The organism is Moorella sp. E306M (assembly GCF_006538385.1).
Classification (GTDB): Bacteria; Bacillota; DSM-521; order Neomoorellales; family Neomoorellaceae; genus Neomoorella.
Map to the genome: position 1 here is coordinate 2917120 of NZ_BJKO01000001.1, position 20884 is coordinate 2938003.

Genomic DNA, 20884 nt, shown 5'->3' on the forward strand with positions numbered 1-20884 from the left:
CCAGGACTTCTTACGCCTGTTGGGGACCCAAAAATACAGCACATCTATCCATATTTCAGGTCAGAGAAGTTATATTCCATCCAGGCTAAACCTGGTAGTGAAGTCAATGAATAAAAGGGTAATGGTGGTGATCCTACACCTAGTTTCTCCCACTTTATTTTATAGGTTTATATCATCACTGTCAATATAAATATGTCCTGCCAGTTCTTTCAGTACCTGGCGAACTATGTACCCGTTAAAACCTCGCTGCCAGAGGAAACGGGCTAGGCGCTGAAAATAATGATCAGCGCTCTCTTCCGGGCGCCGGTGATATTTCCCCGCCAGTTCCCGGGCGGCGGCCAACTCTGCTTCCGGAGAAAGCAGGTCGCTGATTATCTCTTCTGCTAGGGAAGGGGCCACGCCGTGCTCCTGCAGCTCGCGCCGGAGGCGCCTCCGGCCTACCGGATGGGTAGCCAGCCGATAAGCAGCCCAATCGCGGGCAAAACGGGCGTCATCAAGCAATCCGGCATCCTTTAACCGGTTTATGGTTGCCGCCACTACTTCCCCGGAAAAACCCCTGGCCTGCAATTTCCAGCGTATCTCCTGTTCACTCTGCTGGCGCCGGGCTAATATTTTCAGGGCACACCCCCAGGCAGCTCCCGTCGGGGTATTATCCGTTTTGCGCACCTTCGTCTTCTAAAGGCGTGGCCGTCTTGATTAACCCGACTTTAACGCGAATCTGGTTTTCAATGCTGGCCGCCAATTCGGGGTGATCACGCAGGAACTCTTTGGCTGCTTCCCGGCCCTGGCCAAGGCGGTCCTCCCCCAGGGAATACCAGGCCCCACTCTTCTTTACTATATCTAATTCCGTACCCATGTCAAGAAGGCAGCCCTCGCGGTCAATACCCCGGCCGTAAATAATATCAAATTCGGCCTGGCGGAAAGGCGGCGCTACTTTATTTTTAACAACCTTTACCCGGGTACGGCTGCCAATAATCTCGGTTCCCTGCTTGACCTGCTCTACTTTGCGCACATCCAGGCGCACTGAAGCATAAAATTTTAGCGCCCGTCCCCCGGGTGTCGTCTCTGGACTGCCAAAGAGGACCCCTACCTTTTCCCGCAGCTGGTTAATAAAAATGGCAACCGTGCGCGATTTGGCAATAACACCGGCCAGCTTGCGTAAAGCCTGGGACATGAGCCTGGCCTGCAGGCCCACATGGGCGTCGCCCATTTCACCGTCCAGTTCAGCTTTGGGTACCAGGGCAGCTACGGAATCGATGACAATAACATCGATGGCGCCGCTGCGAACCAGGGCCTCAGCGATTTCCAGGGCCTGCTCCCCGGTGTCGGGCTGGGATACTAAAAGGTTATCAATGTCGACGCCGAGGTTCCTGGCATACACCGGGTCGAGGGCGTGCTCGGCGTCGATAAAGGCTGCCGTGCCGCCGCCCCGCTGGGCCTCGGCTATGACGTGCAGGGCCACCGTCGTCTTACCGGAGGATTCCGGGCCAAAAATCTCCACCACCCGGCCCCGGGGCAACCCGCCTACCCCCAGGGCCAGATCCAGGGGCAGGGCGCCGGTGGAAATGGCTTCTACGTTGAGCCTGGCGCCGGATTCCCCCAGCTTCATTATGGAACCTTTGCCAAAATGCCTCTCGATCTGGAGCAGGGCATTTTCCAGGGCCCGCTGTTTGTCCGATAAAACCACTATTTAAGTTCGCCTCCTACGAAAGTAAAGTTCTACCACAAATGCTTTTGCTGGTTGATCTGTACTTCATGTTCTTTGGGGTGGAGGGTACAGGCTTCAGGCTCCGGTGGTTCTCGGCTAGCAAACTTAGCGCTCAGCCTTGCTCGGCGGCGGGGGTGGCGTGGCTTTATCTCTTTGATCAATCATAACGGGGCGTGGTACTTCTCGTTCCTAAAGCTGCGTTACGATCCCCATCCCGTTAACCGCCGCCTCGCTGCGTCTTCGCTGAGTTTGCTTACGCCTCGAACCAAGTCGCCTTCCACCTGTACCCTCCACCCCCTTTGCCAAAAGTGCATTTTCATTGTTCGTCGGAGGGGGCGTCAGTCCCCGAGGGGCCCCTCCGAACCCGGCAGCGGGCCGCCGTCAGGGGCCGGCAAAGGAACTGTTAGCACCGGCCTATAAACAGCCCCGCGGGGGGTCAGACTGCTCTCCATGAGGCTTACCGCCGCCACCCTTTCCCGCCCCCAGGACACACCGGCCAGACTCTTGAGCCTGTCCTGCAGCGGTCCGGAGGCCGTCCCCGGCCGCAGACGGCCCAGGGTTAAATGGGGGGTAAAGGAAGCGGCCGGGAAACCAAGAGCCAGGTATTCCCTGGTTACCTGTTGTTGCAGGGCATACAATGGCTCTTCGGAGTCCACCCCCACCCAGACAACCCGGGGGTTGCGCCAATTAGGAAAAACCCCGGTGCCTTTTACCTCCAGGTGCCAGGGGTTAACCCCCACAGCGGCACGCCGCAAGGCTGCTCCTATTTCCTCGACTCTAGCCGGGGCCACTTCACCTAAAAACTTGAGGGTTAAATGGATATTCTCCGGGGGCACCCATTTAACCGTTACCGGTAACTGGCGTAATTCTTCCAGTAATCCTGCCAGGACATCTTTCAGGTCGGGAGAGAAATTTATGGCCACAAACAGCCGCATGCCGATCACCTGTTTTTAGGATCTATTCGCTTCCCAATCCTGATAATCCTGCTGCCACGTGACAAAATTTTCAAGAGGCCATGGCCTGTTCCTGTAACAGAGCCCGCAATTCCCGGCCGGTTACCGTTTCCTTTTCTACCAGTTGTCCGGCTAAAGCCTTTAAAGCCTCCTGGTAAGGCCGCAGTAGGGAAGCCACCTTTGCTTCTTCCCGGCTGATGATACTAGAAGAAGCGTTGTGCATCTGTTCCTTTGTCAAATTTTCTTCGGCCACTACCCCAAGGTCCGACAGCCCGGAAGTAATAATCACCCGCGCCAGGCGGATGGCTTCTTTAAAGTCATTGAGGGACCCGGTACTGCGGCTGCCAAGGATCAAGTTCTCAGCCACGGCGCCGGCCAGGCAGATATCCATCTGGGTTTCAAGGTATTCCCTGGTGTACAGGTACATATCGTTATCCGGCTTTTGCCGGGTATAGCCCAGGGCCTGGCCCCGGGAGGTGATGGTCACGTGGGAAATAGACCGGGGCCTTAACAGCTCACCGACAATGGCGTGGCCGGCCTCATGGATGGCCAGCCGGTACAGCTCGTCCGCCGCCGGCTTGCGGCCCAGCTTTTCCCCCAGCATTACCTTATCCACCGCTTCCATTAAATGTTTCTGGGTGATAAGGGGAGATTTTTCTCGCAGGGCCAGGATGGCGGCCTCATTGGCCACGCTTTCCAGATGCGCCCCGGAAAACCCGAAGGTTTCCCGGGCAACGGCTTCCAGGTCCACCTCCGGCGCCAGGGGCTTATTGGCCGTATGCAGTTTTAAAATGGCCAGCCGCCCCTCTCGGTCAGGCAGGTCAACCTTGACCTGCCGGTCGAAACGCCCCGGGCGTAAAAGGGCCGGGTCCAGCAAGTCGGGGCGATTGGTAGCGCCGATAACTAGAATCTGGACATCATGACTGCCTTTTAAACCATCCATCTCTACCAGGAGCTGGTTTAAGGTCTGGTCATATTCTAAGTGGGAAGTGTGGCTGCCGCGTTTGCCGCCCAGGACTTCCAGCTCGTCGATAAAGATAATGGCCCGCTTTTTCTGCTGGCGCCGGGCCAGTTCCCGGGCCCGGTTGAAAATGGCCCGTACCCGCTGGGCGCCGACGCCGGCATACATCTCGATAAATTCGCTACCGCTGGCCTCGAGAAAAACAGCATCTGTATAGGTTGCGGCAGCCTTGGCCAGAAGCGTCTTTCCCGTTCCCGGCGGGCCGCTCAAAAGGATCCCCTTCAAGGGGCGAATGCCCATGGCCGCAACTTCAGAACTGCGGAGTAAAAACTCCAGGGCTTCCTTTAACTCGCGGACAGCCGCAGTCTGGCCGCCGATATCAGCAAAGGAAACCTTAACCGGCGGCGTATACCCCTTCCCCCCGAGGGTTGAAGGAAGCAGTCCCTTTTTTTCAATTACCCAGTAGGCCAGGAAACCCATACCCGCCAGGAGCAAAAAAGGAGTAATGTCCACCCCTTTGATAACTAAAAAGATTATTAACCCCAGGCCTGTCCCAGCAATTATCTCTTTAATTTCTTTAAACACTTTACCCCTCCCCCCGGGTTACATAATTGAGCCTGGGTACCACCTGGTAAAGGTAATCCTGTCCCTGGCTGAATTGAAGATAAATATAGTTATCGTCCACATTGACGGCATAATGGTCGATGCCTGCCTGGCGCGCCAGCCGGTCAACGGTGGCCGCCATCTGGGTAAAGTTGCCGCGCACTGCCGCTTCATAGACAGCAAACTGGCTTTCCCGCCACAGGCTCTCCAGGGCCGGGGAACGGCGGTCCTGGATGACCAGCTTTACCTGTTCTTCGCCATAAAGCCTGTGCACCGCTTCCTGTACCTGCCGGTAGGCCTGGGGCAGATCGGCTCCTGGTCCAAGGATAACCCTTATTTCCAGCCTTTCAGCCGTGCGGGTTACCGTTGCCTCCTGGACCGCAGGAATGGCCTTCAAGGTATTAGCCAGGGGTTTTTCCCGGCTGTAATGCCGGTAGGCCCACTGGCCCCCGGTCAACAAACCCACGGTTAAAAGGGCTGCCAGAAAAATAAAATGAAGGCGCCACCCTTTGAAGGGCAAAGATAACACTCCTCTCGCAGGGATAACACCTTCAATTATAACAAATTTCAACTAATCAGGCCTTATGAATTACCTGGCAGGACTGCCACATCTACCTTTAGCCTCTACCTCCCCCATTAAATCGTAATTACCATGAACCCGGGTGAGTTTAACTGTGGCCATAGTTCCCGCCGGCAGGGTGCCGCCTTGCATATAAATCAAGCCGTCGACCTCCGGAGCCTGGCGGAAACTGCGGCCTACCCCCGGCCCTTCTGTCAAAACCTGCACCTGCCGTCCCACCCAGCGTTCATTGCAGGCCCTGGTAATGGGCTGCTGGTAAAGCATTAATTTCCGGTAGCGTTCTTCCTTTACTTCTTCCGGCACCTGATCCGGCAAACCGGCGGCGGTAGTACCGGCTTCCGGGGAATATTTAAAGGCACCCACCCAGTCGAACTTTATAGAGCCTAGAAAGTCCAGGAGAATCTGGAAATCCTCTTCCCTTTCTCCCGGAAAGCCGACAATGAAAGTGGAGCGCAGGGCTATTTCCGGCATGGCCCGGCGCAGGCGTTCGATAGTCTTGATGCTGGCGGTAAGGCTCCCGGGACGGTTCATCCGCCGCAGGACGGGTTCACTGGCATGCTGGAGGGGCAGATCCAGGTAAGGCAGCACTTTGGCCTCTGTGGCCATTACTTCCACCAGTTCCGGTGTAATTCTGGTGGGATAGGCATAGAGGATGCGCAGCCACTCAATTTCCGGAATCCGGGCCAGTTCCCGCAAAAGCCGTGGCAAGCGGTACTCGCCGTAACAGTCCAGACCATAAGCGGTAGTGTCCTGGGCCACCAGGATCAATTCCTTTACGCCTGCTGCGGCCAGGGTCCTGGCTTCGGCAACCAGCTTTTCCAGGGGGCGGCTGTGGTAAGGCCCCTTGATGGCGGGGATGGTACAATAACTGCACCGATTATCACAGCCCTCGGCAATCTTTAAATAAGCATAGGGCCTTCCCTTCTCTGTAAGGCGGGGTAGTTCCCCCTCCTCTTTATCAGGAAGCGGAACGTCCAAAAGCCGTTCCCCCTTTAACACCCGCTCAATAATCCGCGGCAGACGGCTGATGGCTCCCGGACCAATGAAAGCGGCGACTTCAGGCAATTCCTGCCATAGCTCCTGGGCGTGCTGCTGGGCGAGACACCCGGCAACAATAATATAGGGCCGTGGCTCTCCCTGGGCCAGCCCCAAAATAGTTTCCAGGGCCTCCTGCTTGGCCGCTGTAATAAAACTGCAGGTATTGACGATAACTACTTCAGCCTCGCGGGGATCGCCAACAAGGGCAAAACGGTTTTTATCAAGGACGCCCAACATATACTCGCTGTCAACTTGATTCTTGGCGCAACCAAGGGTTACAACAGCAGTTTTGATCATCGTTTCCTCATTATTTTAGCCTGGCTGGAATCTTTAGTAGCCTCAAAGGTAACTACATCGCCCACCCTACCTAAGGATGGCTGGACCTGGCCGTTGATGGTTACCTCAACAGCGCCGGCGCTGCCAAGGGTAACAATAATTTTCTCTTTCCCCTGGAAGATCCTGCTTTGGCCGGCCTTTAAAACCCCGGCAAAATCGTTTTTGCCATCAACAGTAACCCCTACCCAACAGTCCCCGGAAGCCCTGACCTTGACTTCCACCCCCTGGACCTGCGGCGTTGTCCCTACCGGCGGTGGCTCGGTGACGGGCTGCTGTGGTGCTGGGGCCACCGGCGCCGGTTCTGTTACCTGTGGCGGTGATGGTGAGGCGGATTGGTCTAAGGAAGGACGGTAATGATTATATAACCAATTAATACCCCAGAGGACAAGAAGTACTGCCGGGACCAGCAGCCAGTGCCTTCTTTTCTCCCGCGCATACCCCTTGGCTGCCAGGCGCTGCTCTTCCACCGGGTTATTATCTTCTTCGGTAGGGTATTCCTGTTTAAACTGCTGCATAACAGCATGGACATCCAGTCCTAGATAGCGGGCATAACTGCGCACGAAACCCAAGGCATACACCCGGCCGGGAATCTGATTATACTCACCCTTTTCAAGGGCTTCCAGGTAGCGCAGGCGAATTTTGGTAGCTTCTTCCACTTCGCGTAGAGAGATCCCCTTTGCCTGGCGGGCAGCGCGGAGCACTTCCCCTACCTTTTCCATGGCCTCACCTCCCGGTGTTTAAATCATCTTCGACACCGTATCAAGAGATTCCTGCCCTTATCATTCTTCTTTTGCGCCAAATAATTCCTGGTATTCCTCCCAGTTAGTAAGAATGGCGCGGGCTTTGGTGCCTTCATGGCCGCCCACGAAACCCCTGGCTTCCATCATATCCATTAACCTTGCCGCCCTGGTATAACCTATCCGCAGGCGCCGCTGGAGCATGGAGATGGAAGCCTGTCCAGTTTCCAGGATCACCTTGACTGCTGCAGGGAAAAGCTCGTCTTCCGCCCCGCTGTTGTCTTCGCTGCTCTCCTCTCCTTTCAGGAAATTAGGGTTATATTCCGGCCGGCCTTGCTGTTTGACATAAGTCACCAGGTCTTCCACTTCCCGGTCAGAAACATAAACCCCCTGGACGCGGATGGGCTTGCTGGCCCCAATGGGCAAAAAGAGCATATCACCGCGGCCTAAAAGCTTTTCCGCCCCGGCCATATCCAATATGGTCCGGGAATCAATTTGGGAGGAAACGGCAAAGGCAATCCGGGAAGAGATGTTGGCCTTAATCAGGCCAGTAATGACATCTACTGAAGGTCTCTGGGTGGCCACAACCAGATGAATGCCGGCCGCCCGGGCCATCTGGGCCAGGCGGCAGATGGCGTCCTCCACATCGGCCGGGGCCACCATCATCAGGTCGGCCAGCTCATCAATAAGGACTACTACCAGGGGTAAGGCCCCCAGGCCGCCGTTTTCCTTGTGCATCAAGCGGTTGTAGCGGGTAATATCCTTGACCCCGGCGCCGGCAAAAAGCTCATAGCGTTTCTCCATTTCACCGACCATCCACTGCAGGGCCGCGGCGGCTTTCTTCGGCTGGCTGACCACCGGCGCCAGCAGGTGGGGAATGCCATTGTACTGGGTCAGCTCCACCATTTTAGGGTCAATCATCAAAAGTTTTAGCTCCTGAGGGGTGGCTTTAAACAGCAGGCTGCAAATCAGGGCGTTCAGGCAGACGCTCTTGCCAGAACCGGTAGTCCCGGCAATCAGGAGGTGAGGCATTTTCGCCAGGTCGGCAATTACCGGGTTGCCGGCAATATCTTTACCCAGGGCCACCGTCAGCTTGCTGCTGGATTCCATAAAGGCAGGATCTTCCAGCACCTCCCGCAGGTGAACCACAGCGATTTCCTTATTGGGCACCTCAATCCCCACTGCCGCCTTGCCCGGAATGGGGGCTTCAATCCGCACCTGGGCGGCTGCCAGGCTCAGGGCAATATCGTCGGCCAGGCTGACGATCCTGCTCACCTTCACCCCCGGCGCCGGCTGGACTTCATAGCGGGTCACCGTCGGGCCACAGCTGACCTGCGTCACCTTGACCTTGACACCAAAGCTGTCCAGGGTATCTTCCAGGATCTTGATCCGGTCGGTAATGTCCTTTTCCAGGCGGGGATTTTTTACCCTTACCGGGCGGGTTAAAAGACTCAAAGGCGGTAAAACATAGGGGCCGGGTTGCTCGGAGGTGGTATCTTCCCCCTCTTTCCCGGCAGGATCCTCCGCCTGAATATTAACTTTGGGCCGGCGCCGGGCTTTCTTCTCGTCCTCGCCGACAGGCGGTACCGGGCTTTCCGGGTAGACCCTGGCCTGGGCCGGCTCTTCCGCACTGACCGCTGGCTGAATGAGCGGTGGCGAAGGTTCTGGTGGGGGGTTAATGACCACGGGCACTACTTCCCGTTCTCGCGACAAAGCCTTCCCCCTGGCCTTTGGGCTTTTCTTTTCCTTTACCTCCGGCTCCTCTTCTTCAACCTCGGTAAAGAGAAAGGCCAGGAGCCAGCTTTTAATGGACTGGAAGGTAACACAGAGCATTTGGCCCAGACGCCTGGTAAAGCGGGTTAAAGAAACGCCAGTGGTCAGGAGAAAAGCGATAAGAACTAAGGCCGCCAGCACAATCCACGTGCCCACCCGGCCGAAAATGGATCGCAGGAGCAGGGAACCCAGAGCACCAAGAAGACCACCACCCTGGCCGGCGACACCAGAGGCCAGGGCTTCTTTATAAGTACTGCCATTTAAGAAAGGCTGGTGCAGGGCGCTTAAAAAAGTAAGAAAAAGTAAAATGCCTCCTATCAAACGCGGCCGTGAATCCTTCACTTTACCCCCGGTAATGAGGCGGATGCCCCAGGCAGCCAGGAATATAGGAAATACATATTTGCCCTCGCCGGTCAGGGCTTTTAAAAACCCCACCAGCAATTGACCCACGGCGCCAATACTGGCAGCAGAACTTATGTAACCCAGGTCCAGGACATACAACCCCGCCAGGCAGAGGAGGGCCAGGGCCACCAGGGCCACACCGATAATTTCATTTTTTATCTTTTCATTCAGTGTCCTGGCAGGAGCCATTTTCCATCACCCCGGTTGCTACTATTCTACACTATGGTTTGAAATTCCTTGCTTCTTAAATAAAAAGATGGGGATGTATGTTTGCGGGCTTTATTTCCTATAATAACCCTGCGCAGGTCTTTACTGAGTCAGGTTTAAATTAAACAAGGGGGAGTTTGAATTATGCCCAACCCTGAGATCAGTCCCAACCCTGTGCCCAATCAACCGGCCACATCCCCGCCCCAGCCGCCGGGGGAACCGGTGCGCGTCACCGCCCGCCCCCCTGCCAGCCCGGAGGTAGAAAACATTAAAGAGCTGGGGCAAACTAATGTCGCTGACTATAAAAGTGAAATTCAGTGCGTGCAGATCGTAGGCCAGATCGAAGGCCACCTGGTCCTGCCGCCGCAGAACAAAACCACCAAATATGAGCACATTATTCCCCAGCTGGTGGCCATCGAGCAGGACCCCGGCATCAAAGGTCTCCTGGTGGTTTTAAATACCGTAGGCGGCGATGTTGAAGCCGGTCTGGCCATTGCCGAAATACTGATCAGTATGTCCAAACCGGTGGTCTCCCTGGTCCTGGGCGGGGGGCATTCCATCGGCGTGCCCATTGCCGTAGCGGCCAATCATTCCTTCATTGCCGAAACGGCCACCATGACCATCCACCCCATTCGCCTTACCGGCCTGGTCATCGGCGTCCCCCAAACCTACGAATACCTGGACAAAATGCAGGACCGGGTCATACGCTTTATTGTGGAGCATGCTAATATTTCAGAGCAGGAACTGCGCCGCTTGATGTTCCAGACAGGCGAGCTGGCGCGGGATATCGGTACCATCCTGGTGGGGAAGGATGCCGTGAAGGTGGGCTTGATAAATGAAGTCGGCGGGCTTTCCCAGGCCGTCCAACATTTAAAGAGACTCATTGCCGAAGGCGTCCCCGGCCCGGGGAAACTCCACTGAGAGGGTGATAATTATGTACATCTACAGCCCTATGCCGTGGGAGCTTATCTGGGAAGGGGCAGAAAATTTCTGCCCCCGCCGCCAGGACATCAAGGTTGGTCACTTAACCCTTGAAATCGAACCCTTAAGCTTCAACCAGGCCCGGGTGGTCCGTCTGATCAGCACCGACCCAGTGGACTACCTGGCCGGCCCCTTCCAGCCGGGCACAATCCTGGAATTTACTCCCCGGCGTGTCTTTAACCCTGGTAGCCTTGATTTAAAACCCACTTTAATTTAAGAGGGTTTTATAAAAGAACCGGGGCCCTCCAGCACCCGGTGCAAAAATTACACCTCCATGATAATCGGCAGGATCATGGGGCGGCGTCTGGTCTTCTCATAGAGGAACTTGCTTAAGGAATCGCGGATATGGCCTTTGATGGTCGCCCAGTCAGTCACCCTGCGTTCTTCGCATTTGTCCAGGGTCTGGCGGACCTTTTCTTTGGCTTCCTCCAGCAGTTTCTCGGCCTCCCGGACATAGACAAAGCCCCGGGAGACAATATCCGGCCCAGCAACGACGGCCCCGCTTTCTTTGCTTAAAGTCACAACGACTATCAAAAGTCCATCTTGGGCCAGCTGCTTCCGGTCCCGCAAGACAATATTACCTACGTCGCCCACACCCAGGCCGTCCACCAGGAGCCTCCCGGCCGGCACCCTGCCGGTAACGGCGCCCCGCTTGCGCGTGAACTCCAGCACCTGGCCGTTTTCCGCCACAAAGATATTCTCCGGCGGGATCCCCAGTTCTTCCGCCAGGCGGGCATGCTTGATGAGCATGCGGTATTCGCCGTGGACGGGGACGAAGAATTTGGGTTTGACCAGGCTTAAGACCAGCTTCAGCTCTTCCTGGCTGGCGTGGCCGGAAACGTGGACCCCATCTATAGCTTCGTGGTAAACGTCAGCCCCCTGCCTGAAGAGTTGATCTACCGTCCGCGCTACCAGTTTTTCATTGCCGGGTATCGGCAACGCCGATATAATCACCGTATCTCCGGGAACTATCTCGATCTGGCGGTGATCATTCCTGGCTATGCGGGTCAGGGCCGACATGGGTTCCCCCTGGCTCCCGGTAGAGATAATCACTGTCCTGTTTTTGGGCAGGTGGGCCAGCTCGCTTAAATCCACCAGGGTTTTTTCCGGGATATCCAGGTAGCCCAGCTCCATGGCAATGTTTACGACGTTGACCATGCTCCGGCCTACCACGGCTACTTTACGATTATACTTGTAGGCGGTAGAGATTATCTGCTGCAGCCGGTGTATATTGGACGCGAAGCTGGCGACAATAATACGCTCCCTGGCCTGGCGGAACACTTCATCAAAGGTTTCACCGACTACCCGCTCGGACATGGTATAACCGGGGCGCTCGACATTGGTGCTGTCGGACAATAACACCAGGACGCCCTCTTCCCCCAGCCGGGCAAACCTGTAGAAGTCGAATACCTCGCCATCGATGGGCGTGTAGTCAATCTTAAAGTCGCTGGTATGCACGATGGTCCCCACCGGCGTGTGGATGGCCAGGGCGACGGTATCGGCAATGGAATGGCTGACATGGATAAACTCCACCCTGAAGGGGCCGATCCGGAGCGTCTCCCGGGGCTTAACCTGCTGTAATCTGACCCCGTTCAGGTTCCCCTGCTCCTTTAGCTTGGCCTGGAGCAGGGCCAGGGTCAGCCTGGTGCCGTACACGGGTACATTCAGGTCCTTCAGCACATAAGGTAAAGCGCCGATATGGTCTTCATGGCCATGGGTAACGATGATCCCCTTCACCATTTGCCGGTGTTCCAACAGGTAGCTGTAATCGGGTATGACCGCGTCAACGCCCAGCATTTCTTCCTCGGGAAAGGTCAGGCCGCAGTCGACGACCAGTATGCTGTTCCCGTACCTGATCGCCATCATGTTCTTGCCTATTTCCCCGAGGCCGCCCAGGGGAATCAAGGAAACCTTTTGCTCATTTTCGGCCATCAATCCACCTCCATTTGTCAAAGAAAAAATTATAGCGCCACCACAATTAAAGACCGGGCCTGCTGCCGGCCCGGTTTTAACCCACGTTCTAAACCAGCTATAATATATTATACCTCAAGGGGCCTTATCCCGCAACATCAACCCGCCGGTAAAATACCCGCTGCCTTCATGGCTGCAGCGATTTTTTCCTTTTCCGCCGGGCTAGCCCCGACTAAGGGCAAACGTACCGGTCCGGCCGGCAGGCCCAGCATTTGCAGCGCTTCCTTCACCGGTACCGGGTTGCTGGTAATAAAGAGGGCTTTAAATAAGGGGAAGAGCTCCCGGTGCAGGGCTGCCGCCCCGGCCACATTCCCGCTAACAAAGGCCCTGACCATGGCTTGCATCTTATCGCCCACCACATGGGCGGCGACGCTGATAATGCCATACCCGCCTACGGCCATTAACGGTAAAGTCAGGGAGTCGTCACCGCTGTACAGGAAAAAACCGGCTGGTGCCTCCCTGATAATGGCTGTCGCCTGGTCTAGGTCGCCGCTGGCTTCCTTTACGGCGACGATATTATTAATTTCCGCCAGGCGCAGGGTCGTTGCCGCATCCATATTGCGCCCCGTCCGGGAAGGTATATTATACAATATTATCGGGAGGGAAACGGCCTCGGCAATGGCTCTAAAATGCTGGTATAAGCCCTCCTGGGAAGGACGGTTGTAATAGGGTACCACCAGCATCAGGCCGTCGACCCCCAGGGCTTCTGCCTCCCGGGAAAGTTCGATGCTGGCGGCAGTGGAGTTCGTACCTGTGCCGGCAATGACTGCCGCCCTGTCTCCCACTGCTTCTTTAACAGCCCGGAAAAGGGCTATTTTTTCTTCGTGGCTTAGAGCCGGCGACTCCCCGGTGGTGCCGGCCACCACCAGGCCGTCGCTGCCATGTTCTACCAGGTAAGCGGCCAGTTTCTTAGCACCGTTCAGGTCTAGTTTGCCGTCGGCTGTAAAGGGAGTCACCATGGCTGTGAGGATTCTACCCCACGGCATAAGCTTTCACCTCACCTGTTTCTTCATCGTTCAGCTTGAATTCCCGGTGCAGGACCTGCACGGCCCGCTCCATGTCTGCCTTGTCTACCAGGCACCATATAGATGTATAAGAATCGGCCGATTGTAAAATCTTTATTCCCTCGCGGTTCAGGGCGGTGACAATGGTCGCCATTACCCCGGGTACGCCGCGCATGCCGGCCCCCACGGCAGCCACCTTGGCACAGTCAGGGCGGGCGGCAACGCTAAGGCCCAGCCCCTCAATCAGCTCCACGGCCCGGCCGGCGGCGCCGGCGGCAACCGTAAAGACCAGTTCCCCGGGAAAGACGTTAATGAAGTCAACACTAATGTTATTCTGGGCCAGGGTCTGGAAAACAGCTTCGGCCCTTTCTCCTTCAGGTAAAGTAACCCTGAGCTGGGTCAGGCCCGCCATATGGGTGATACCGGTAATCACCCGGTCGCGGCTGATGTGCACGCCGCTGGGTCCGGGCTGCCAGGCCACCACCAGGGTGCCCGGCCCGTCGCCGAAGGTTGACTTTATCTTTAAGGGTATATTTCCTTCCCGGGCGATTTCCACGGCGCGGGGATGGATTACTTTCGCCCCCTCATAGGCCATCTGGCAGACTTCCGTATAGGTGATGGTACTCAAGGTCCTGGCGTCGCTGACGATGCGGGGATCGGCCGTCTTGACACCGTCGACGTCGGTGAATATCTCCACCGCTTCCGCCTTCAGGGCCACGCCTAAGGCTGCGGCTGTAGTATCGCTGCCGCCCCGCCCCAGGGTGGTGATTTCCCCCGCTTCGGTAACCCCCTGGAAACCGGCTACCACCACTACCCGCTCCTGCTCCAGGTAAGACTGGACCCGCCGGGGCTCCACCCTGAGGATGCGGGCATCATTAAAGCGGGCATCGGTAATGATGCCGGCCTGGCCGCCGGTGAGAAAAACGGCCGGTATACCCTGTCCCTGTAAAGTGGCGCTTAAAACGACACCGGCAATAATCTCCCCGCAGGACAGGAGCAGGTCGCGCTCCCGGGGCGAAACCTGATTGTCCCCCAAGAGGTCCAGTAAAGTATCGGTGGCATAGGGCGCCCCCCGGCGGCCCATGGCCGAAACGACGACGGCCACCCGGTAGCCGGCCCGGCAGGCCCTTTCGATATGCTGGACCACCATTAACCGCTGTTCCGGGGTGGCTACCGACGAACCGCCAAACTTCTGGACCAGGACCTTCATGGCCGTCACCTCGCTCTATAGAAGGCCCTCCTGCACCAACAGTTCCGCAATCTGGACGGCGTTGGTAGCCGCACCTTTACGCAAATTATCGGCTACAACCCACATATTCAGGCCGTTGGCGATGGTAAAATCTTCTCGGATACGGCCGACAAAGACTTCATCCCGGCCGTCGGCCTGGATGGCCAGGGGATAGGCCTTTGCTTCCAGGTCATCCACCACTACGACCCCCGGGGCCCGGCGCAGGAGTTCCCTGGCCGCCGCTGCCGTCAGTTTTTCCCGCGTCTCCACGTTAATTGCCTCCGAGTGGCCGTTAAAGACCGGTACCCGGACCGTAGTGGCTGTGACCTGGATCTGATCATCCCCCATAATCTTTTTAGTTTCATTAACCATTTTCATCTCTTCTTTGCTGTACCCGTTCTCCAGGAAGACATCGATATGGGGCAGGCAGTTGAAGGCTATCTGCCAGGGAAAAACTTTACCTGTTACCTCTTCCCCGGCCAATACCTGCCGGCTCTGCTGCCGCAGCTCATCAATGGCTTCCTGGCCGGCTCCGGATACGGCCTGGTAGGTGGAAACAACAATTCGCTTGATGCCGGCAGCATCATAAATGGGTTTTAAAGCTACCACCATCTGGATGGTGGAGCAGTTGGGATTGGCAATTAAACCTTTATGCCAGCGGACATCCTGGGGATTGACCTCCGGTACCACCAGGGGCACCTCGGGGTCCATACGGAAATTATTGCTGTTGTCAATCACCACCGCCCCGGCTTCAACCGCCGCGCGGCCGTAAATCCTGCTGGCTTCGCCGCCGGCAAAGAGAGCCACGTCGATCCCGGCAAAGGAGGCCGGTGTAGTCTCTTCGACAACATACTCTTCGCCCCTGAAGGTCACGGTCTTGCCCGCCGAACGGCTGGTAGCCAGGACCTTCAGTTGACCGACGGGAAAATTCCTCTCCTCCAACACCTTGAGCATGGTCTGGCCTACGGCTCCGGTACCAACTACAGCAACATTGTAAGTCTTCATCAGCTAATTACTTTCCTCCTGTCACCTGCCCCTTTGGCGGAGGACCCAGTAAAAGGGGCTGGATCTGGCGCCCCTCCAGGGCTGCCAGAATGGTATCAACAATTAAATCCATACTGGCTACCAGAGAATTGGGTTTATCGTGCGGGTCGTCCTGGCCAAAGGGGACCAGGTAAATATTTTTCATGTTCATTACCCGGCCTAAATTTACGGCGTTAGCCCCCAGGCCGTCGTTGGTGGAAATGGCGAGCACCACCGGCCGCAGGTTCCGCAGCTGGGCCTTCACGGCCATCAGGACCGGTGTATCGGTAATCCCGTTGGCCAGTTTGGCCAGGGTATTGCCGGTGCAGGGGGCGACTACGATGACGTCAAAGAGTTTTTTAGGACCGATTGGTTCCGCCGTAACAATAGTATCGATGGCTTTTTGCCCGGTAATCCTTTCTACCTCCGCCCGCCAGAAGGCACTGGTGCCAAAGCGAGTATCGCTGTCCCTGACAGCCGGGGACAGAATAGGGACAACCTGGGCACCTTCAGCAACTATCCTGTCCAGCTCTTGGATAACCGCCGCCAGGGTACAGTGGGAGCCTGTGACGGCAAACCCTACCCTTTTGCCTTTGAGCCGCATTTTCAGCACCTCCACGTAGGGTTTACAGTCGTCCCAGGCACTTTAATATGAGGGCGGGATAAATACGGGCCAGGATCCGCCCGGCCGTCCGGGGGGCTACTTTACCTGGCAGTCCCGGAGCGAGCATGGCCCGGCGCCGGAGGGCCGCAGCGGCAGTGAAATCTGTGCCGCCCGGGTCCGACGCCAGGTCAATTATCAGGACATCGGGCCTGGTCCGGGCCAGGAGTTCTCCTGTCAGGACCGGCGCAGGTACAGTATTAAAAATGACGTCAGCCCGCTCGACTATGGCCGCCAGTTCCGTAAAGGTAAAGGCCGGCCAGCCTTCGGCATAAGCCCGGGCTCGGTCGGACGCGCCCCGGTCGATTACCGTTACCCTGGCTCCAATCCCGGCCAGCATCCGCGCCAGGGTAAAACCGATCCGGCCCAGTCCCAGGATAAAGGCTTCACTACCGTGGAGGGTAATGGGGAGTTCCTGCATGGCCAGCATGATGGCCCCTTCGGCCGTAGGGATGGAATTTAAGATGGCCATTTCATCCATCTCGGCCGTCTCCACCAGCTGCCAGCCGCGCTCCGCCGCTATTTCTTTCAGGTAGGTCCGCGCCACCCCTACCAGGACCGGCGTTCCTGCCGGGATGGCCCCGGCCAGTTCCCGGGTGAAATATAGGGGTTGCCGCGCTCGCGGAGCATGGATTATACCTCCAGCCTTAATCCCCGGTACCGGCAAGATAATTACCCCTGCCCCCTGCACGGCGTCCAGGGGATCGTCACAACGGGTACAGCCTTCCTGCTCCGGCAGGTCTCCCAGGCCGGCTGTCCTGACCTCGGCCCCCTGGCGCAGCAGCTCCTCCAGGAGAAGGACTTCCCGGGCATCGCCACCAAGCATTGCCACCCTGATCCCTGACAGTATCCCGCCCATGCCGGAACGACCTCCTGCCAAGTTAGTACACCTGTACTACTTGCAATATATGTGAGGGCGCTCCGGGAGGTGCCAGGTCTATAATTCCAGCAAGTTTTCCAGCCCGTAAACCACCCCCTTGAGGTGGAGGACCCGCCTTACAGCCAGTAAAAGCCCCGGCAGAAAGGCTTCCCGGCTGATAGTGTCATGACGGATGGTCAGGAGCTGTCCCTCGCCGCCAAAAATTACCTCCTGGTGGGCCACCGCTCCCGGCAGGCGAATGCTGTGGATGGACAGGCCCCGGTGGGTGGCCCCCCTGGCCCCGGCAGCCTTTTCTTCCCCCACCGGCGGGGCCGGCACCGTCCCTATCTCCCCGGCCATTAGTTCCGCCGTTTTTAAGGCCGTCCCCGAAGGAGCATCGATTTTTTGTTCATGGTGCATTTCGATAATTTCCGCCCGGGGGAAGTAACGGGCGGCCTGCCTGGCAAAGTGCATCATTAAGACGGCCCCTAAAGAAAAATTGGGTGCCACCACCGCGCCCACTTGCCTCCATTCGCAAAGCTGGTGCAGGTCATCCAGCTGCTCCAGGCTGATGCCGGTGGTGCCAATCACCGGGCTTACTCCCTGCTCTACGGCCAGCCGGGCGTTGGCCAGGGCGGCGGCCGCCACGGTAAAGTCGACCATGACCTGGGGACTAGTGGTTTTTATCACTGCCGCCAGGTCGTCGTTAATGGGCACACCGTGCGGCTGCAGGCCGTTTAAGGTGCCGATATCCGTACCCACCGCCACCCGGTCTACGGCCCCTACCACTTCAATGTCTTCTGCCTGCAGCAGGCCCTTCGTCATTTCCCGGCCCATGCGGCCGGCGGCACCGGTAACTACAACCCTGATCGTTGCTATCCACCCCGCTTAAAAAATTAAGGGAAAACCATGAGCATCCCGCTCCGGTTTTCCCCCGGATTACCAGAATACTCATCTCGCCAGGCCTCTTCGTGCGAGTAGCGCTCCACCGTAAATAGGCAACGATCCTTCGTGGCACCAGCCTCTACGGTGACAGTCCGGCCCTTCTTCAGCGACCGGCCCAGGGAGATAGCCCGGGCCAACCATCTCCCTTCGGCAGCGTACCCTTTCCTGCCGGCTCACCGGTGCCCGCCTCACCGGCAGTACTCTTGCCCGCTGCACCTCTACCCCACTGCACACGAGATGAGTTTATAGCTTTGTTTATCTTATGATACCATCAGGAAAAATTCCTGTCAATCTTTCTCGCGCCGGCGGCTGTAGGTGGGATCCAGGCTGACGACTACTACTTCGGTGCCGACCTTGTGGACGGCTTCCCAGGGGATCACCAGCTCCTGGCGGCCGCCAAAGAAAGGTAACCATCCCCCCCGGGCTGGCAGGACAATGGCTGCAATGGTCCCCCCGGCCAGGTCCAGGACCAGGTCGGCATCGCCAATCTGCCCCAGGCGGGAGCCGTCGTAAAGGTTAATTATCTCTTTGCCCATGAGTTCCGACAGGCGCATAACCTCTACCGCCCCTTCAGCCGCGGCCAGAGACCCAGCACCAGGGGTTGGATAAGAGCTATTACCAGGGCGACAACGGCCAGGGGATCGACCAGCAGGCCCCCGATGGCTATCGTTTCCGGCAGGCTGATCTTTAAGAAGCTGACCAGGAGCACGAGGGAGAGGTAGATACCCCCGGCAAGGGCCACCAGTTCGGCCAGGGCCCGGGAAACGGGGCTGGCTGCCGCTTCCACACTGCTGTTGCGATAAAAGCCGACCTTGGCCCTGAGGGCCAGGATAAAAAGCAGCAGCAGGAGGCCGGAAAAAAAGATCGTCAGCATGGATTTCATCTCCCTTCGCTAAAACATATGAAGGGAGATGTTTGCTTTATGCTTCCGTGTCCTCCCGGGCGGCATATTCCTGGCGGTCCGTCAGTCCCTGCTGCCGGCGAAAGTTTTCCTTATTTTTAGCGAGATACGCCTGGTAAAATTCCTCTGCCGTAATGCCGGCTTTTAGGCACATGCTGACGAGAAAGTGGAGGAGGTCGACGAGTTCGCCTTTGATGGCTTCGCGGTCTAAAGGATGGGGGTTTTTCCACCACTTAAAGTTTACTTCCTCCAGGAGTTCCCCCAGCTCGGCGACCATGGCCAGGACTTCTTTCTGGATCCATTCCGCCGCGCTGTAATCCGGCAGCCTGCGCCGACGGGCCAGGTCCTGGTCGAAGCGCTCCTGCAGCGCAAAGATATGTTCTAAACGATCCATCCGGTGATCCTCCGAAAATAGGGTCTGCTATAAATGGTACCTTCTGGTGGGGATATGTCCCTCCGCCGCTCAGGAGTTACGCGCCGACAGGACGACGGCTCGGTTCGGACCGCTGCTCGTCGCCTGCGGATTGCCCATGAACAGGCTTCCTGTTCCGCTGGCTTAGATCCTCCTATGAGATAGCGCTGTATTCCTAGCCAGGGTACGCTCAGGCGTCCTCGGCTCCGGCAGCGGTTGCCTCACTTCGCCTGTCCTTTTGACCTTTGCTCCACTATTCGCGGCTCCGGGACATATCCCCACCCTAATGCCTCTCGAGAAACTACGCGCCACCAGTTGCCAACCTATATCCCGGCCCGGCGGGCGCACTCGGCCAGGTCCAGGGGTTCGACTTCCGGCCCCAGGGTGGTCAGGGATAAGTATTCCGGCTGGAAGATACGCCTGGCGATGGCCTGGACGTCATCTTCAGTTACCTCATTTAACCGCTCGATTACTTCTTCCGCCGTAATTACCCGGCCAAAGGTGAGTTCCGTCTTGCCCAGCCGGCTCATGCGATGGTTGACATTCTCTTGAGCAAGGAGCAAATTGCCGCGGATCTGGTCCTTGGTTCGCTTCAATTCTTGTGCCGTTACCCCTTTGTTTTTTAAGGAAGCGATTTCTTCCAAAATCAAGGCTATTACCTGGAGGTAATTGTCCGGGCTGGTACCGGCATAAACGGTAAACAGGCCGCTGTCGCTGAAACCAGCATGGTACGAGTATACGGAATAGGCTAGGGCCTGTTCTTCGCGGATAATTTGGAACAGGCGGGAGCTCAGACCCCCACCCAGGATATTGTTCAGAGCCTGGAGGGCATAAATGGCTGCATCATCCTGGGGCAGCCCCGGAACCCCCAGGCAGATCTGCACTTGTTCCGTGTCTTTAATGTTAATGCTAACCCTGGGCCGGCTTTTTGGGGGTAGGTATTCCCCCTGCTTGCCGGGGCAGGTTTTAAGGCCGAAGGTCGCCTGCAGTTTGGCGACCAGTTCAGCGGTGTTAAATTTCCCGGCTGCCGCCAGGACAATGTTGGCACTGTTATACTGTTCCTGGTAGTAGCGGTAAATGATATCGCGGTTTAAATTGGTTACTGTTTCATAAGTACCAAGAATGGCCCTGCCCAGGGGATGCCCGGGCCAGATGGTCTGGGCAAAGAGATCATGGACCAGTTCGTCGGGGGAATCCTCGTACATCTTGATTTCTTCCAGGATGACCTTTTTCTCTTTTTCGATGTCCTCGACGGCCAGGAGGGAGTTAAAAAGCATGTCGCTCAAAACGTCTATGGCCAGGTCCAGGTGTTCGGCCAGCACCCGGGTGTAAAAGCAGGTATATTCCTTGGTTGTAAAGGCGTTGATTATCCCCCCGACTGCTTCCAGTTCCTCGGCTATCTGCCGGGCCGTCCGCCTGGTTGTCCCTTTAAACAACAGGTGCTCCAGAAAATGGGAAACGCCCTGGTTGGTTTCGTCTTCATTGCGGGAACCGGTACGCACCCATACCCCCAGGGCTATGGAATTGGCAAAGGGAACCTCTTCGCTTACCACCCGGATGCCGTTATCCAGGATATTTTTTTGGTACATCCCCTTCCCCCT

At 57.0% G+C, this 20884-nt stretch carries 21 protein-coding genes and 1 riboswitch; of the genes, 2 read left to right on the forward strand and 19 right to left on the reverse strand.

Features of this window, described 5'->3' with window-relative positions; all coding sequences use genetic code 11:
- Positions 1 to 159: 159 nt before the first annotated feature.
- The 8 genes from FLZ89_RS15115 to FLZ89_RS15150 all read right to left on the reverse strand — a co-directional run bounded on the left by FLZ89_RS15115 (position 160) and on the right by FLZ89_RS15150 (position 9280).
- Entirely contained in the window at positions 160 to 666 is a 507-nt protein-coding gene (locus tag FLZ89_RS15115) for a regulatory protein RecX (RefSeq protein ID WP_141264372.1), read from the reverse strand.
- The gene (gene recA, locus FLZ89_RS15120) at positions 650 to 1687 is read right to left on the reverse strand and encodes a recombinase RecA (RefSeq protein ID WP_172613655.1); all 1038 of its coding nucleotides are present in this window, start codon (positions 1685 to 1687) and stop codon (positions 650 to 652) included. Before recA ends, FLZ89_RS15115 begins: the two co-directional genes overlap by 17 nt.
- A gap of 359 nt (positions 1688 to 2046) precedes the next feature.
- Entirely contained in the window at positions 2047 to 2643 is a 597-nt protein-coding gene (gene thpR, locus FLZ89_RS15125) for an RNA 2',3'-cyclic phosphodiesterase (protein WP_141264370.1), read from the reverse strand.
- A gap of 70 nt (positions 2644 to 2713) precedes the next feature.
- A complete protein-coding gene (locus FLZ89_RS15130; RefSeq protein WP_253256514.1) occupies positions 2714 to 4207 on the reverse strand; it encodes an AAA family ATPase in 1494 nt (497 codons plus the stop codon).
- Position 4208: 1 nt separating this feature from the next.
- The gene (locus FLZ89_RS15135; protein ID WP_141264369.1) at positions 4209 to 4745 is read right to left on the reverse strand and encodes a hypothetical protein; all 537 of its coding nucleotides are present in this window, start codon (positions 4743 to 4745) and stop codon (positions 4209 to 4211) included.
- A 69-nt stretch (positions 4746 to 4814) separates the two neighbouring features.
- Entirely contained in the window at positions 4815 to 6140 is a 1326-nt protein-coding gene (gene rimO / locus FLZ89_RS15140; protein WP_141305230.1) for a 30S ribosomal protein S12 methylthiotransferase RimO, read from the reverse strand.
- Complete coding sequence (locus FLZ89_RS15145; RefSeq protein ID WP_141305231.1) at positions 6137 to 6898, reverse strand: helix-turn-helix domain-containing protein; 762 nt, start codon at positions 6896 to 6898, stop codon at positions 6137 to 6139. Before FLZ89_RS15145 ends, rimO begins: the two co-directional genes overlap by 4 nt.
- 60 nt (positions 6899 to 6958) lie before the next feature.
- Positions 6959 to 9280 (reverse strand): FtsK/SpoIIIE family DNA translocase, encoded by a 2322-nt coding sequence (locus tag FLZ89_RS15150; RefSeq protein ID WP_141264367.1) that lies wholly within the window; start codon positions 9278 to 9280, stop codon positions 6959 to 6961.
- A 162-nt stretch (positions 9281 to 9442) separates the two neighbouring features.
- Between FLZ89_RS15150 and FLZ89_RS15155 the strand changes: the two genes are divergently transcribed.
- Together FLZ89_RS15155 and FLZ89_RS15160 are read left to right on the forward strand one after the other, a co-directional pair.
- Positions 9443 to 10219 carry a ClpP family protease gene (locus FLZ89_RS15155; RefSeq protein ID WP_141264366.1) on the forward strand — a complete coding sequence of 259 codons (777 nt, stop codon included), beginning with the start codon at positions 9443 to 9445 and terminating at the stop codon, positions 10217 to 10219.
- A 13-nt stretch (positions 10220 to 10232) separates the two neighbouring features.
- Positions 10233 to 10496, forward strand: coding sequence for a YlzJ-like family protein (locus FLZ89_RS15160; protein ID WP_141305232.1), 264 nt, complete (start codon positions 10233 to 10235; stop codon positions 10494 to 10496).
- 47 nt (positions 10497 to 10543) lie between these two features.
- Here the strand turns inward: FLZ89_RS15160 and FLZ89_RS15165 are convergent, their stop codons facing one another.
- The 11 genes from FLZ89_RS15165 to FLZ89_RS15220 all read right to left on the reverse strand — a co-directional run bounded on the left by FLZ89_RS15165 (position 10544) and on the right by FLZ89_RS15220 (position 20872).
- Complete coding sequence (locus FLZ89_RS15165) at positions 10544 to 12211, reverse strand: ribonuclease J (protein WP_141264364.1); 1668 nt, start codon at positions 12209 to 12211, stop codon at positions 10544 to 10546.
- 137 nt (positions 12212 to 12348) lie between these two features.
- A complete protein-coding gene (dapA, locus tag FLZ89_RS15170; protein ID WP_141305233.1) occupies positions 12349 to 13236 on the reverse strand; it encodes a 4-hydroxy-tetrahydrodipicolinate synthase in 888 nt (295 codons plus the stop codon).
- Positions 13223 to 14464: an aspartate kinase gene (dapG, locus tag FLZ89_RS15175; RefSeq protein ID WP_141264362.1), complete on the reverse strand. Its 1242-nt coding sequence runs from the start codon at positions 14462 to 14464 to the stop codon at positions 13223 to 13225. The genes dapA and dapG overlap by 14 nt, the downstream gene beginning before the upstream one ends.
- Positions 14465 to 14479: 15 nt before the next feature.
- On the reverse strand, positions 14480 to 15487 hold the full coding sequence (locus tag FLZ89_RS15180; protein ID WP_141264361.1) for an aspartate-semialdehyde dehydrogenase: 1008 nt from the start codon (positions 15485 to 15487) through the stop codon (positions 14480 to 14482).
- A 7-nt stretch (positions 15488 to 15494) separates the two neighbouring features.
- On the reverse strand, positions 15495 to 16109 hold the full coding sequence (locus tag FLZ89_RS15185) for a dipicolinate synthase subunit B (RefSeq protein ID WP_141264360.1): 615 nt from the start codon (positions 16107 to 16109) through the stop codon (positions 15495 to 15497).
- A 22-nt stretch (positions 16110 to 16131) separates the two neighbouring features.
- A complete protein-coding gene (gene dpsA / locus FLZ89_RS15190; RefSeq protein ID WP_141264359.1) occupies positions 16132 to 17025 on the reverse strand; it encodes a dipicolinate synthase subunit DpsA in 894 nt (297 codons plus the stop codon).
- Positions 17026 to 17103: 78 nt separating this feature from the next.
- Positions 17104 to 17904, reverse strand: a complete 801-nt coding sequence (gene dapB, locus FLZ89_RS15195; RefSeq protein ID WP_256369540.1) for a 4-hydroxy-tetrahydrodipicolinate reductase — start codon at positions 17902 to 17904, stop codon at positions 17104 to 17106.
- Between the two features lie 91 nt (positions 17905 to 17995).
- Positions 17996 to 18199: riboswitch (Lysine riboswitch) on the reverse strand.
- Positions 18200 to 18257: 58 nt separating this feature from the next.
- Entirely contained in the window at positions 18258 to 18524 is a 267-nt protein-coding gene (locus FLZ89_RS15205; protein WP_141264356.1) for a YlmC/YmxH family sporulation protein, read from the reverse strand.
- Positions 18525 to 18529: 5 nt separating this feature from the next.
- Positions 18530 to 18844, reverse strand: a complete 315-nt coding sequence (locus tag FLZ89_RS15210; RefSeq protein ID WP_141264355.1) for a hypothetical protein — start codon at positions 18842 to 18844, stop codon at positions 18530 to 18532.
- A gap of 46 nt (positions 18845 to 18890) precedes the next feature.
- Positions 18891 to 19265: a dUTPase gene (locus FLZ89_RS15215; RefSeq protein WP_141264354.1), complete on the reverse strand. Its 375-nt coding sequence runs from the start codon at positions 19263 to 19265 to the stop codon at positions 18891 to 18893.
- Positions 19266 to 19606: 341 nt separating this feature from the next.
- Complete coding sequence (locus FLZ89_RS15220) at positions 19607 to 20872, reverse strand: M16 family metallopeptidase (protein WP_141305235.1); 1266 nt, start codon at positions 20870 to 20872, stop codon at positions 19607 to 19609.
- Positions 20873 to 20884: the final 12 nt, after the last annotated feature.

What these genes read in the sequence shown, in the direction of transcription:
- thpR (WP_141264370.1), bottom strand. Translation starts at nt 2,643, where the DNA reads ATGCGGCTGTTTGTGGCCATAAATTTCTCTCCCGACCTGAAAGATGTC.
- rimO (WP_141305230.1), bottom strand. Translation starts at nt 6,140, where the DNA reads ATGATCAAAACTGCTGTTGTAACCCTTGGTTGCGCCAAGAATCAAGTT.
- FLZ89_RS15145 (WP_141305231.1), bottom strand. Translation starts at nt 6,898, where the DNA reads ATGGAAAAGGTAGGGGAAGTGCTCCGCGCTGCCCGCCAGGCAAAGGGG.
- FLZ89_RS15150 (WP_141264367.1), bottom strand. Translation starts at nt 9,280, where the DNA reads ATGGCTCCTGCCAGGACACTGAATGAAAAGATAAAAAATGAAATTATC.
- FLZ89_RS15155 (WP_141264366.1), top strand. Translation starts at nt 9,443, where the DNA reads ATGCCCAACCCTGAGATCAGTCCCAACCCTGTGCCCAATCAACCGGCC.
- FLZ89_RS15160 (WP_141305232.1), top strand. Translation starts at nt 10,233, where the DNA reads ATGTACATCTACAGCCCTATGCCGTGGGAGCTTATCTGGGAAGGGGCA.
- FLZ89_RS15165 (WP_141264364.1), bottom strand. Translation starts at nt 12,211, where the DNA reads ATGGCCGAAAATGAGCAAAAGGTTTCCTTGATTCCCCTGGGCGGCCTC.
- dapA (WP_141305233.1), bottom strand. Translation starts at nt 13,236, where the DNA reads ATGCCGTGGGGTAGAATCCTCACAGCCATGGTGACTCCCTTTACAGCC.
- dapG (WP_141264362.1), bottom strand. Translation starts at nt 14,464, where the DNA reads ATGAAGGTCCTGGTCCAGAAGTTTGGCGGTTCGTCGGTAGCCACCCCG.
- FLZ89_RS15180 (WP_141264361.1), bottom strand. Translation starts at nt 15,487, where the DNA reads ATGAAGACTTACAATGTTGCTGTAGTTGGTACCGGAGCCGTAGGCCAG.
- FLZ89_RS15185 (WP_141264360.1), bottom strand. Translation starts at nt 16,109, where the DNA reads ATGCGGCTCAAAGGCAAAAGGGTAGGGTTTGCCGTCACAGGCTCCCAC.
- dpsA (WP_141264359.1), bottom strand. Translation starts at nt 17,025, where the DNA reads ATGGGCGGGATACTGTCAGGGATCAGGGTGGCAATGCTTGGTGGCGAT.
- FLZ89_RS15205 (WP_141264356.1), bottom strand. Translation starts at nt 18,524, where the DNA reads ATGCGCCTGTCGGAACTCATGGGCAAAGAGATAATTAACCTTTACGAC.
- FLZ89_RS15210 (WP_141264355.1), bottom strand. Translation starts at nt 18,844, where the DNA reads ATGCTGACGATCTTTTTTTCCGGCCTCCTGCTGCTGCTTTTTATCCTG.
- FLZ89_RS15215 (WP_141264354.1), bottom strand. Translation starts at nt 19,265, where the DNA reads ATGGATCGTTTAGAACATATCTTTGCGCTGCAGGAGCGCTTCGACCAG.
- FLZ89_RS15220 (WP_141305235.1), bottom strand. Translation starts at nt 20,872, where the DNA reads ATGTACCAAAAAAATATCCTGGATAACGGCATCCGGGTGGTAAGCGAA.